General features: G+C 73.2%; 13 protein-coding genes. 10 read left to right on the plus strand and 3 right to left on the minus strand.

Annotated elements, in window-relative coordinates:
- Positions 1-181 precede the first annotated feature (181 nt).
- Positions 182-922: an enoyl-CoA hydratase family protein gene (locus tag ACZ5D2_RS19325; protein ID WP_371677342.1), complete on the plus strand. Its 741-nt coding sequence runs from the start codon at positions 182-184 to the stop codon at positions 920-922.
- Positions 919-1,554 carry a TetR/AcrR family transcriptional regulator gene (locus tag ACZ5D2_RS19330; RefSeq protein WP_371677341.1) on the plus strand — a complete coding sequence of 212 codons (636 nt, stop codon included), beginning with the start codon at positions 919-921 and terminating at the stop codon, positions 1,552-1,554. The genes ACZ5D2_RS19325 and ACZ5D2_RS19330 overlap by 4 nt, the downstream gene beginning before the upstream one ends.
- Before the next feature lie 94 nt (positions 1,555-1,648).
- Here ACZ5D2_RS19330 and ACZ5D2_RS19335 read toward each other — a convergent pair whose 3' ends face one another.
- Positions 1,649-2,755, minus strand: coding sequence for a citrate synthase 2 (locus ACZ5D2_RS19335; protein WP_468930651.1), 1,107 nt, complete (start codon positions 2,753-2,755; stop codon positions 1,649-1,651).
- A gap of 200 nt (positions 2,756-2,955) precedes the next feature.
- Between ACZ5D2_RS19335 and pdxH the strand changes: the two genes are divergently transcribed.
- The 3 genes from pdxH to ACZ5D2_RS19350 all read left to right on the plus strand — a co-directional run bounded on the left by pdxH (position 2,956) and on the right by ACZ5D2_RS19350 (position 6,081).
- Entirely contained in the window at positions 2,956-3,618 is a 663-nt protein-coding gene (gene pdxH, locus ACZ5D2_RS19340; RefSeq protein ID WP_266840823.1) for a pyridoxamine 5'-phosphate oxidase, read from the plus strand.
- Between the two features lie 398 nt (positions 3,619-4,016).
- On the plus strand, positions 4,017-4,622 hold the full coding sequence (locus tag ACZ5D2_RS19345; protein ID WP_468930656.1) for a PH domain-containing protein: 606 nt from the start codon (positions 4,017-4,019) through the stop codon (positions 4,620-4,622).
- A 133-nt stretch (positions 4,623-4,755) separates the two neighbouring features.
- Positions 4,756-6,081: a PAS domain-containing protein gene (locus ACZ5D2_RS19350; RefSeq protein WP_371677338.1), complete on the plus strand. Its 1,326-nt coding sequence runs from the start codon at positions 4,756-4,758 to the stop codon at positions 6,079-6,081.
- Here the strand turns inward: ACZ5D2_RS19350 and ACZ5D2_RS19355 are convergent.
- Positions 6,078-6,431 (minus strand): serine hydrolase domain-containing protein, encoded by a 354-nt coding sequence (locus ACZ5D2_RS19355; RefSeq protein WP_371677337.1) that lies wholly within the window; start codon positions 6,429-6,431, stop codon positions 6,078-6,080. The genes ACZ5D2_RS19350 and ACZ5D2_RS19355 overlap by 4 nt on opposite strands.
- A gap of 89 nt (positions 6,432-6,520) precedes the next feature.
- Positions 6,521-7,276: an SIS domain-containing protein gene (locus ACZ5D2_RS19360; RefSeq protein ID WP_371677336.1), complete on the minus strand. Its 756-nt coding sequence runs from the start codon at positions 7,274-7,276 to the stop codon at positions 6,521-6,523.
- Positions 7,277-7,543: 267 nt separating this feature from the next.
- Here ACZ5D2_RS19360 and ACZ5D2_RS19365 point away from each other — a divergent pair, with 267 nt between their 5' ends.
- From ACZ5D2_RS19365 to ACZ5D2_RS19385, 5 genes are all read left to right on the plus strand, one after another.
- Complete coding sequence (locus ACZ5D2_RS19365) at positions 7,544-8,236, plus strand: metal-dependent transcriptional regulator (RefSeq protein WP_266840832.1); 693 nt, start codon at positions 7,544-7,546, stop codon at positions 8,234-8,236.
- Positions 8,237-8,512: 276 nt separating this feature from the next.
- Positions 8,513-9,385 carry an alpha/beta fold hydrolase gene (locus ACZ5D2_RS19370; protein ID WP_371677335.1) on the plus strand — a complete coding sequence of 291 codons (873 nt, stop codon included), beginning with the start codon at positions 8,513-8,515 and terminating at the stop codon, positions 9,383-9,385.
- A gap of 225 nt (positions 9,386-9,610) precedes the next feature.
- Positions 9,611-10,483 (plus strand): AraC family transcriptional regulator, encoded by an 873-nt coding sequence (locus ACZ5D2_RS19375; protein ID WP_371677334.1) that lies wholly within the window; start codon positions 9,611-9,613, stop codon positions 10,481-10,483.
- Positions 10,484-10,884: 401 nt separating this feature from the next.
- The gene (locus tag ACZ5D2_RS19380; RefSeq protein ID WP_468930665.1) at positions 10,885-11,556 is read left to right on the plus strand and encodes a DUF4097 family beta strand repeat-containing protein; all 672 of its coding nucleotides are present in this window, start codon (positions 10,885-10,887) and stop codon (positions 11,554-11,556) included.
- Positions 11,557-11,584: 28 nt separating this feature from the next.
- On the plus strand, positions 11,585-11,853 hold a 269-nt coding region (locus tag ACZ5D2_RS19385; protein WP_468930668.1), incomplete at its 3' end, for an ATP-binding cassette domain-containing protein.

An 11,853-nucleotide genomic window follows, 5' to 3' on the forward strand; every position in this document is an offset into this window, starting at 1 on the left:
CCCCGGCCCCCCGACCCCGCCCCGACCCCGGCCCCCCGACCCCGCCCCGACCCCGGCCCCCCGACCCCGCCCCGACCCCGGCCCCCCGACCCCGCCCAGCCCCGACCCCGCCCAGCCCCAGCCCCCGACTCGCCCACATCCCCGCCCGGCCAGGGCACCCGCAGACCCCTCCGGAGGAGACATGGCCCCACTCGTGCACGCCGCCGAGGCGACCGGCATCACCACGCTCACCCTCGACTCCCCGGCCAACCGCAACGCCCTCTCCACGGACCTGGTCGCCGCCCTCCGCGCGGCCCTCGCCACCGCCGCGGCCGACCCCGGCACCCGCGCGGTCGTCCTGACCCACACCGGCACCACCTTCTGCGCGGGCGCCGACCTCAAGTCCCCCTGCGACCCCGCCGACTTCCTCGCCCTGCTCCGCGAACTCGCCGAGCTGCCCAAGCCCGTCGTCGCCCGCGTCACCGGCCACGTCCGCGCCGGCGGCCTCGGCCTGCTCGGCGCCTGCGACATCGCCGCCGCCGGCCCGGAATCCTCGTACGCCTTCACCGAGACCCACCTCGGCCTGGCCCCCGCCGTGATCTCGATGTCCCTGCTGCCCCGGCTCGACCCCCGCGCCGCGTCCCGCTACTTCCTGACCGCCGAGCCCTTCGACGCCGCCGAGGCGGCCCGCATCGGCCTGCTCACGCTCCACACCCCGGACGACGTGGACACGGCGCTGCGCCCCGTCCTGGACGGCCTGCGCAAGGCCTCCCCGCAGGCCCTGGCCGAGACCAAGGCCCTGGTCACCGCCGGGCTGCGGGAGACCCTGGAGCGGGACGGCGCACGCCTGACGGACCTCTCCGCACGCCTCTTCGCCTCCGCGGAGGCCCGCGAGGGCATCACCGCCCGCTTCGAGCGCCGGGACCCGTCATGGGCACGATGACCGACACCCCTCAGGGCGGCACCCCCGGCACCCCCGAAGCCCCCCGGCCCGTCCGCCAGGAACCCAAGCAGGCCCGCAGCAGGGTCACCCGCCGCCACCTCCTGGAGGCGGCGGTCTCCTGCCTCGCGGAGCACGGCTGGGCGGGCTCCACGGTCGGTGTGGTCGCCGAACGCGCCGGTGTCTCGCGCGGCGCGGCCCAGCACCACTTCCCGACCCGCGAGGTCCTCTTCACGGCGGCCGTGGAGTACGTCTCCGAGGAGCGCTCCACCGCCCTGCGCGAGCTCTTCCACTCGGCCCCGGCCCCGCGTCATGCGGTCGTCGAGGCCCTGGTCGACCTGTACACGGGCGCGCTCTTCCGGGCCGCGCTCCAGCTGTGGGTCGCGGCCTCCAACGAGGAGCAGCTGCGCCCCCGGGTCACCGAGCTGGAGGCCCGCGTGGGCCGTGAGACGCACCGGATCGCGGTGGAGCTGCTGGGCGCGGACGAGTCGGTGCCCGGCGTACGGGAGACCGTGCAGGGCCTCCTGGACATGGCCCGGGGCCTCGGCCTGGCCAACGTCCTCACCGACGACACGGCCCGCCGGGCCCGGGTGGTGGCCCAGTGGTCCCGGATCATCGAGGACGCGCTCACGTGACGCACGAGGGCGCCGCACCCCGACCTGGGTGCGGCGCCCTCCGCGAACCGGTACGACCGGATCGGGCGGTCCCGGTGACCCGGGTGCGACCGGATCAGGCGGTCTCGGCGATGTCCGAGTAGCCCTCGATGTCGGCGGGGTTGCGGCGCCCCGGCCCGACGTAGCGGGCCGACGGCCGCACCAGCCGCCCGGTGCGCTTCTGCTCCAGGATGTGCGCCGACCAGCCGGCGGTACGGGCGCAGCTGAACATGGAGGTGAACATGTGCGCCGGGACCTCCGCGAAGTCCAGCATGATCGCGGCCCAGAACTCCACGTTGGTCGCCAGCACCCGGTCGGGGCGGCGGGCGTGCAGTTCCTCCAGGGCGGCCTTCTCCAGGGCGGCGGCGACCTCGTAGCGCGGGGCGTCCAGCTCCTTGGCGGTGCGCCGCAGCACGCGGGCGCGGGGGTCCTCGGCGCGGTAGACGCGGTGGCCGAAGCCCATCAGCCGCTCGCCCTTGTCCAGGGCCTTCTTCACGTAGGCCACGGCGTCGCCGGTGCGCTCGATCTCCTCGATCATGCCGAGGACGCGCGAGGGCGCCCCGCCGTGCAGCGGCCCGGACATCGCGCCCACGGCGCCGGACAGCGCCGCGGCGACGTCGGCGCCGGTCGAGGCGATCACCCGTGCGGTGAAGGTGGAGGCGTTCATGCCGTGCTCGGCGGCCGAGGTCCAGTAGGCGTCGACGGCCTTGACGTGCTTGGGGTCGGGCTCGCCCCGCCAGCGGATCATGAACCGCTCGACGACGGACTCGGCCTTGTCGATCTCGCGCTGCGGCACCATCGGCAGGCCCTGGCCGCGGGCGGACTGGGCGACGTAGGACAGCGCCATGACGGCGGCCCGCGCCAGGTCGTCGCGCGCGGTCTGCTCGTCGATGTCCAGCAGCGGTTTCAGCCCCCAGACCGGCGCGAGCATGGCCAGCGCGGACTGCACGTCCACCCGGATGTCGCCCGAGTGCACCGGGATGGGGAAGGGCTCGGCGGCCGGCAGGCCGGGGTTGAACGCACCGTCGACCAGCAGGCCCCACACGTTCCCGAAGGAGACGTGGCCGACCAGGTCTTCGATGTCCACCCCCCGGTAGCGGAGCGATCCGCCTTCCTTGTCGGGCTCGGCGATCTCCGTCTCGAACGCGACGACCCCTTCGAGTCCGGGTACGAAATCGGACATCAGGCGGCTCCTCAGATAGTGCGAACACGCGCGGTTCCCGGCGTGATTCGCGGTCCGGCGCGGTCATCCCCGTTGATGCCCGGCACGGCCGATGGTCATCCGTGCGGGGACCCTCGGACCGGCCCCAAGATTTTGTCCGTTCCTCCGGGGGTTCGGAAGCGTGACATACGGCACACCCCCGGGTGCCGTCCTGCGGCAGGATGGCCCGCGTGACCGATCAGGACCTTGACCCCGCCGTCATGCGCAAGCAGTACCGCTCCGAGATCGTCGAGGAGGGGAGCCTCGCCGACACGCCCATGGCGCAGTTCGCTCGCTGGTTCCAGCAGGCCGCGGACGCGCACGTCTTCGAACCCAACGCGATGGTCGTCTCGACGGCCACGCCCGAGGGCCGCCCCAGCTCCCGCACGGTGCTGCTGAAGCAGTTCGACGAGCGGGGCTTCGTGTTCTTCACGAACTACGGCTCCCGCAAGGGGCGCGAGATCGAGGCGAACCCGTACGTCTCGCTGCTCTTCCCCTGGCATCCGATCGCCCGCCAGGTCGTCGTCACCGGCACCGCCTCCCGGGTCGGCCGCGACGAGACGGCGGCCTACTTCCGCTCCCGCCCGCACGGCTCCCAGCTGGGTGCCTGGGCGAGCGAGCAGTCCCGGGTGATCGGCTCGCGGGCGGAGCTGGACCGCCGCTACGCGGAGCTGGAGGCCCGCTACCCGGAGGGCGAGCAGGTCCCGGTGCCGACGGAGTGGGGCGGGCTGCGGGTGGAGCCCGACGCGGTGGAGTTCTGGCAGGGCCACGAGAACCGGCTGCACGACCGCCTGCGCTACGCCCTGGAGGGCGGGAAGTGGCACGTGGAGCGCCTCTGCCCCTGAGGCGGCGCACCCGGGCGGGACGGGACACCGGGACGGGGGAAGGCGTGGAAAACGCAGACGACCCGCGGGCTCGGGTTCCTCTCCTGCAGTGAGAGGAGCCGGCCGGACGTACCGGCGAGCCCGCGGGTCGGGTGACTGCTTGGGATTGGCGCTCGGCGATCCCGCCGGGCACCGCACTGGGTGCGTGCGACGACGGGCGCTTAGCCCGCAGCCACCTCACGCGTCCGGTTTCCGTACATTTCGGGAACCACCTCCCTTCTCGTGTACGGCAGAGCCTAGGCCTCCTGCCGGAGGTCCTCAACCCTATTTATCGGACCCCGATCGACCCCCTCAACCACCCTGTTTCCAGGGGTGGTTACTCCCTACACTGGCTCTCCGCCATCGGGGGAGGGGTGTGCATGAGCGCCGAGCTGCTGCCGCGCGACTACCGGATCCGGTCCCAGCAGATGTCCGCCGTCTACGTCGCGGTCGGCATCGGTACGCCGGGCGTCGTCCTGTCCGTGCTCAACCTGGACGACGTGCCCGCAGGGGTGAAACTGCTGCTCATCGCGGTGGTCCTGGTGCTCTTCGGCTGGCTGGTGTGGGCCTCGAAGCGCTGCGCGACCTCCGTCGACCTCAAGGGCGTCCGGGTCCGCCGCTTCACCGGGAGCCGCCGCCTGGCCTGGGAGGAGATCCAGGAGATCCGGGCCCTGCCCAATCCGAGCGCCGGCATGAACAAGAACCAGCCGGGCGTGATCTCGTACGTCTACGACTCCGCGGGCCGCCGCGTCCAGCTCATGTACGTGGACGACAACCACGTCGACGTCGCGCGCGAGATCGGCCTGATGCGGGCCGCCTGGGAGGAGCTGCGCGGCGCGGACTGGACCTCCGATCCGCAGGCGCTGGCCCGCATGGAGCGGCAGGTGGTCCGTGAGGGCCGGATGATGGCGGGGGTGTTCTGGGGCTGCGGGATCTTCTTCGTGGCCTTCGTCGTCGTGATGGTCCTCGTCGTCACGGGCGGCTGACGGGCCCGGTCGGGCGGCCGGGCCGCCCGACCGGACATTCCGGGATGATTCCGGGAAGTGGGTGTGGTGTGGGTCACGTTCCAGTTCAATGATCTGACGTGCCGCACACGCGAACACCTGCAGGGGGTGCCAGGTGAGTGCTTCCGGACGCTCCGATACAGCCGACGATCTGCTCGCAGCGCTGCTCGACGGGATGGACGCCGCCTTGTGCGCGTTCGATACCGACGGAGTGATCACCCACTGGAACCGCGAGGCCGAGCGGATCCTCGGCTGGACCGCCGCCGAGGCCGTCGGCCGCCGGGGGTTCGCCGGCTGGGCGGCGCGCGCCGCCGACGCGGACGACGTGCAGGAGCGGCTGATGTCCGCCCAGCACGTGCCCGGCCGCCAGGTCCACGAGTTCGCCCTGCTGACCAAGGACGGCGGGCGCATCCTCGTACGGACCCAGTCCGCCGGGGTGCCGGGCGCCGACGGGAAACCGGCGGGCGTCTACTGCGCCTTCAGCGAGGTGCACGCCCAGATCGACCTGGAACGGTCCATCGCCCTCAGCGAGGCGCTGATGGACGACGCCTCCTGGGGCGTCGTCCTCGTCGACGTCGACCTGCGCCCGGCGGTGGTCAACACGCACGCCGCGCGCGCCTTCGGTTCCGGGCGCACCGCGCTGCTCGGCCGGCCGCTCGGGGACCTGCTGGCGCAGGGCGTCGAGGAGCTGGAGGGCGCGCTCCAGCACGTCCTGGCCGAGGGGGCGCCGCCGGCCCCGCTGGAGCTGTGGGTGTCGGTGAAGACCCCGGAGGGCGTACGGCGGCGCTGCTGGCGCTGCGGGTTCCTGCGGCTGGCCTCACCGCTCGCGGAGGAGCCGGTGCCGCTGGGGGTCGGCTGGCTGTTCCAGGACGTCACCGAGGCCCGGCAGGCCGAGCTGGACACCGGGCAGCTGCGCTTCCGGGCCAACCAGCTGCACCGGGCCGGGCGGGCCGCCGGCGAGTGCGAGGACCCGGCGGAGGCGGCCGCCGTCCGGCTGGACTTCGCCCTGGCCGGCTTCGCGGAGCACGCGCTGGTCGACGTACTGGAAGCGGACGGGTCCGAGCGGCGGCGGCTCGTCCGGTCGGGCGCGTCCCCGTCCGGGCTGGCCCTGCTGCTGCCCGGACCGGGAGCGGTCCCGGTCCGCTACGAGGCGGCGCACCCGGCGTTCCAGGCCCTGGACCGGATCGGCCCGGTCCGGGCCAGCGCCCCCGCCCCCGGCGCCGACCCGGACGGCAACTGGGCCCGGACCCGCCGGTGGCCGGCCGGGGCGACGCACGCGCTGTGCACGGTCCTGCGCAGCCGGGGCCGCACCCTGGGCACCCTCACCTTCCTCCGGGGCCCCTCCCGCCCCGCCTTCGACCGTACGGACGCCCTGTACGCGGAGGAGGTGGCGGCCCGCGTCGCGGCCGACCTCGACCTGGCGGCGGCCCACACCCCCTAAGGGGTGCTCGCGCCCGTCGGGGCGGGGGTGGGCGGGCCCCAGACGTGGTCCGGGGTGGCGACCTTCGTCACGGCGTGCGCGACCTGGCCGCTGAGCGAGCCGCCGCGGTCGATGTCGGAGTTGACCAGGATCACGAGCGTGGCCCCGTTCCCGGGGAGTCCGACGGCGACCGTCTCGTAGCCGGGCAGTTCGCCGTTGTGTCCGACCCAGCCGTTGAACTCGGCGATCCCCAGGCCGTACGAGACGTCGGGGACGCCCGTCGGCCGGACGCGCAGCCGCTGCGTCTGCGTCGCCGGGCCCAGCAGCCGGCCGCCGAGCAGCGCGGGCACCCACGCCCGCAGGTCCTCCAAGCCGGAGACCATCGCCCCGGCGGCCCAGCCCCAGGACGGGTTCCAGTCCGTGGCGTCGGTGACGCCCCCGCCCGCCCTCGGCCGGCCCCTCAGTGGCGGAAGAAGATCCGGTCGCCGTACTCCTGCATCACGCGGCCGTTCCACTCGTGGCCGCCGTCCACGTTGCCCGAGCGCAGCAGCGGCGGCTCCAGGCCGCGCGCGGCGATCTCGCCGGCCGCCGCCGCCATGACCGCCTGCATGATCGCGCTGGTCACCACGGTGGAAGCGGGGGCGAAGGGGGCGTCGATGCCGTCGGCCGTCAGCTCGGCGTCGCCGACCGCGATCTTGCTGTCGAGGACGATGTCGCAGTGGTCCTTGAGGTACGTGCCCGACACGTGCCGCGACTTGGTCCCCGTCGCGTAGGCCACCGAGGTCACCCCGATGACCGTGAGGCCGATCGCCCGCGCGTTCATGGCCATCTCGACCGGCAGCGCGTTGCGGCCCGAGAGGGAGATGATCACGAGGACGTCGCCGTCGGAGGCGGGGCTGCTGTCCAGGACCGCGCCGGCCAGGCCGTCGACCCGCTCCAGCGCGCTGCCCAGGGTGGCGGGCATGACGTCGACGCCGCTGGTTCCGGGGACGGCCAGGAAGTTCATCAGGGCGAGGCCGCCCGCCCGGTAGACCACGTCCTGCGCGGGCAGCGAGGAGTGTCCGGCGCCGAACGCGAACAGCCGCTTCCCGCCCGCGACGGCCTCCGCGATCACGGTCCCGGCCTCGGCGATCCGGGCCCCCTCCTCGTCCCGGACCCGCTCCAGCAGGCCGATGGCGGCGTCGAAGAACTGCCCGGCCAGCTTGCTCTCGCTCATACGCCGAAGGCCCTTCCAGGGTGGGGTGCGGTGGATGCGTCGTCGGTGTCCGCCGCTCACCGTGCGGTCTGGACCAAGGGCCTGTCAATACGGACGTCAATCCGTGGACCGAAGGCCCGGTACCCGTGCGTGCGCCGTTCCAGGGGAGTACGGGAGGGCTTCCCGGGAGATGTCCCGTACATGCCTTGACGCTAGGCGCGGGACGGTTGTCGGCCCGATGCGTCAGAATTGGGGACAGGGCCAGCGCACGCAATCCGAGGGGCACGAATGTCCGGACTGATCGACACCACGGAGATGTATCTCCGCACCATCCTGGAGCTGGAAGAGGAAGGTGTGGTCCCCATGCGCGCCCGGATCGCCGAGCGGCTGGACCAGAGCGGCCCGACGGTGAGCCAGACGGTGGCGCGCATGGAGCGCGACGGCCTGGTGGCCGTCGCCAGCGACCGGCACCTGGAGCTGACGGACGAGGGCCGCAAGCTGGCGACGCGGGTGATGCGCAAGCACCGCCTCGCCGAGTGTCTGCTCGTCGACGTCATCGGCCTGGAATGGGAGCAGGTGCACGCCGAGGCCTGCCGCTGGGAGCACGTGATGAGCGAGGCGGTGGAGCGGCGGGTGCTGGAACTGCTGCGCCACCCGACCGAGTCGCCGTACGGGAACCCGATCCCGGGGCTGGAGGAGCTGGGGGAGAAGGCCGAGGCCGATCCGTTCCTGGAGGACGGCATGGTCAGCCTGTCGGAGCTGGCCCCGGGCAGCGAGGGCAAGACGGTCGTCGTCCGCCGGATCGGGGAGCCGATCCAGACCGACGCCCAGCTGATGTACACGCTGCGCCGGGCGGGCGTACAGCCCGGCTCGGTGGTGAGCGTGACGGAGTCCCCGGGCGGGGTGCTGGTCGGCAGCGGCGGCGAGGCCGCCGAGCTGGACGCCGACATCGCCTCGCACGTCTTCGTCGCCAAGCGCTGACGTCCGCCGTACGGGGCGGGGTCGTGTGAAGGGTCCCGGCGCCTCACGGCGCCGGGACCCGTCCTCCCCCGGTTGACCTGGAGCCCCGAGCTCTCAAGGTCATCCCCTTCGGACCGTCTTCCCCGAGCGGCCCGCCTCCCTGTGGAAAGGATCTCCATCGGCAGCGGCCGCCAATCCTTGAGCAAGGTCACTCGAAAGAGCGGTGTTGTCGGCGAGACACCCGGTTTCGAATACGGGTTCGATAGTCTGGCCGGGAGCGAAGGGGGTGCATCTGCGGTGGTACAGCGCATCGATGTGACGGGGGCCGACGGCGTCCGCCTTGCCGCCTGGGAGTTCCGCGAACCGCCCGCGGAGCCCCGGCATCCGCCGGTCCTGTTACTCCACGGCCTGATGGGCCGCGCCCTGCACTGGGCCGGCACGGCGCGCTGGCTCGGCGAGGACCGCCGGGTCGTGGCCCTGGACCAGCGCGGGCACGGCCACAGCGAGCGGCCGCCCGCCGGTACCGATCTGCGCGGGGCCCTGGGCCGCGAGGCCTTCGTGGCCGATGCCGAGGCCGTCATCGAGCGGCTCGGTCTCGCCCCCGCGGTCGTGATCGGCCACTCCATGGGCGCCCTCACCGCCTGGCAGCTCGCGGCCCGCCGCCCCGATCTCGTCCAGGCCGTGGTCATCTGCGACATGCGGGCCTCCGCGCTCGGCGAGGCCTCGCAGCAGGAGTGGGAGGAATGGTTCCGGCGCTGGCCGCTGCCCTTCCCCACCCAGGACGCCGCCCGCCGCTGGTTCGGCGAGGACGATCCCCGGGTGGAGCGCCCCGACCCCGGCCGCGGCGCCTTCTTCGCCGAGGTCATGCACCGCGCCCCGGACGGCTGGCGCCCGCTGTTCTCCCGCCACCAGATGCTGACGGCCCGCGCGACCTGGGTCCACGACGCCCACTGGGAGGAGCTGGCCCAGGTCGGCTGCCCCACCCTGGTCGTCCGCGGTCTCGACGGCGAGCTGGGCCGTGCGGAGGCCCAGGAGATGGTCCGCGTCCTCCCGGCCGGCCGGTACGCCGAGATCCCCGACGCCGGCCACTACCTCCACTACGACCAGCCGGCCGCCTGGCGGGCCGCCCTGGAACCGTTCCTGGAGTCCGTCACGGCCGCCGCCCCCTGAGCTCCGTCACTCCACGGCTTCCCCCGGCGAGCGGGCCGGGGGAGCCGGAGCCGGTGGCGGGGGACGACGGCCCCGCGACGGGTCGGCCGCGCGGCCCGGGGGTGCCGGTCACGAGCGCCGCCGGCGTCGCGGGCCGTCCGCACCCGACCGGAGCGGGCACAGGATGTCGGGTGCGGCAGGGTTGTTCCTTCCTAGCGTGGTGGGCGAAAGGGAAGGAGGCCGGGGTTGCTGGATCGGCTGAACCAGGCCATGGAGCACATCGAGGGTCACCTCGACCGGCAGGTCGACGTGTCCGCGCTCGCCCGGATCACGGTCACGTCGGAGTACCACTTCCGGCGGCTGTTCTCGTCGCTGGCGGGGATGCCGCTGTCGGAGTACGTCCGACGCCGCCGGCTCACCGTCGCGGCGGCCGAAGTGCTGGCCGGGGAACCGACCTTGCTGGAGATCGCGATCCGCTACGGCTACACCTCGGGGGAGGCCTTCGCCCGGGCGTTCCGTGCCGTGCACGGCGTCGGTCCCGGCGAAGCCAGGCGTACCGGAGCGGCTCTGAACGCGCAGCCCCGGCTGTCCTTCCGCCTCACCGTCGAAGGGAACAGCACCATGCGGTACCGGATCGTGGAGAAGGAAGCGTTCCGGGTCGTGGGCAAGAAGGCCCGCGTCCCGCTGATCTACCAGGGGGTCAACCCGCACATCGCCGAGCACATCCAGAGCATCCCGCCGGAGGCGATGCTGCGGATCGCCGGCCTCTCGGACCAGGACCCGGAGGGCGTGGTGTCGGCGACCGTGCGGCTGTCGGACGGCTTCGAGGAGGGGAGCGAACTCGACTACTACCACGCGGTGGTGTCCACCGCCGCCGAGTTGCCCGAGGACCTCGACGTACTGGAGTGCCCGGCGGGCACCTGGGCCGTGTTCGAGAACTCCGGGCCGTTCCCGCAGGCGCTGCAGCAGATGTGGGGTGACGTGGCCGCCCAGTGGATCCCGTCCAACCCGTACGAGTACCGCCCGGGGCCGGAGATCCTGCGCACCCGGCCGTCGCAGGACGACCCGACCTGGTCCGACGCGCAGCTGTGGATCCCGGTGAGCCGCACCACGGCCTGAGCCGGGCGCCCCCGGCGTTCCGGGGCCGGGGCGGGCCGGGGCCGGGGTGGGCCGGGGCGGGCGCCGCCCGGCCTGGCCCGGCCCCGGAACGGCAGGCGTCGGTGACCTGCTGCTCGGCGAGGACGCCGACCACGTCCCGGATGCGGGTGTCGAGGTTCACCGAGGAGCCGATCATGCGGCGACAGGCGGAACGATCTTTCCAGCCGCGCCCAGAATAGCGTTCGCGGTCAATCCATTGCAACGAGCTGGTGGCTTGATGTTGCATTAGATTCAAGGCCGTTGCAACGATTTACCGCCCTTCACCTGCATGAATGCTGATTCTATGCAACGAGCCTGTTGCTCGATCCATGAACGCAACGTAGCTTTCGGTCATCGGAAAAAACGAGCCGAAGGAAAGCATCATGCAGAAGTTCGCCACCCCCGCCCCGGTCGCCGCCGTCCTCGACATCCCCGCGGGACAGATCCGGCTCATCGCCGCCGACCGGAGCGACACCACCGTCGAGGTCCGGCCCGCGAACGCCACCAAGAGCCGCGACGTCAAGGCCGCCGAGCAGATCACCGTGGAGTTCCGCGACGGAGTCCTGCACGTCGCCGCCGCACCGGCCAAGAACCGGCTGCTCGGCAACTCCGGATCCGTCGAGCTGACCATCCAGCTGCCCGCCGGCTCCCACGTCGAGGCGAAGGCCGCCGCCGCCGAACTCCGCGGCGTCGGACGCCTCGGCGACGTGACCTTCGAAGGAGCCCAGGCCACCGTCAAGCTCGACGAGAGCGCGAGCACCCGCCTCACCGTCCAGGCCGGCGACATCACCGTCGGCCGCCTCACCGGCCCCGCCCGGATCAGCACCCGCCAGGGCGACCTCCGCATCACCGAGGCCCGCCGCGGCACCGTCGAACTGCGCACCGAGCACGGCGAGATCGCGATCGGCGCCGCCCGCGGGACCTCCGCCACCCTCGACGCCGGCACCGCCTACGGCCGCGTCCACAACACCCTCAGCAACGCCGACGGCGCCCACGCCGTCCTCGACATCCACGCCACCACCTCCTACGGCGACATCACCGCCCGCAGCCTCTGATCCGCAGCCCCCGAAGGGAACAGCTCTCATGACCGACCTGGCCATCGCGGCGAACGGGCTGCGCAAGTCCTACGGCGACAAGACCGTCCTCGACGGAGTCGACCTGGCCGTCGCCGAAGGGACCGTCTTCGCCCTGCTCGGGCCGAACGGCGCGGGCAAGACCACCGCCGTGAAGATCCTCTCCACGCTCATCACCGCCGATGCCGGGCAGGCCCGCGTCGGGGGCCACGACCTGACCACCGACCCCCAGGCCGTCCGCGCCACCATCGGTGTCACCGGCCAGTTCTCCGCCGTCGA

It is taken from the genome of Streptomyces sp. NPDC031479 (assembly GCF_055581065.1).

Coding starts and splice junctions, on each gene's coding strand:
- pdxH (WP_266840823.1), top strand. CDS start 2,956: ATGGCCCGCGTGACCGATCAGGACCTTGACCCCGCCGTCATGCGCAAG.
- ACZ5D2_RS19380 (WP_468930665.1), top strand. CDS start 10,885: ATGCAGAAGTTCGCCACCCCCGCCCCGGTCGCCGCCGTCCTCGACATC.
- ACZ5D2_RS19365 (WP_266840832.1), top strand. CDS start 7,544: ATGTCCGGACTGATCGACACCACGGAGATGTATCTCCGCACCATCCTG.
- ACZ5D2_RS19360 (WP_371677336.1), bottom strand. CDS start 7,276: ATGAGCGAGAGCAAGCTGGCCGGGCAGTTCTTCGACGCCGCCATCGGC.
- ACZ5D2_RS19335 (WP_468930651.1), bottom strand. CDS start 2,755: ATGTCCGATTTCGTACCCGGACTCGAAGGGGTCGTCGCGTTCGAGACG.
- ACZ5D2_RS19345 (WP_468930656.1), top strand. CDS start 4,017: ATGAGCGCCGAGCTGCTGCCGCGCGACTACCGGATCCGGTCCCAGCAG.
- ACZ5D2_RS19325 (WP_371677342.1), top strand. CDS start 182: ATGGCCCCACTCGTGCACGCCGCCGAGGCGACCGGCATCACCACGCTC.
- ACZ5D2_RS19330 (WP_371677341.1), top strand. CDS start 919: ATGACCGACACCCCTCAGGGCGGCACCCCCGGCACCCCCGAAGCCCCC.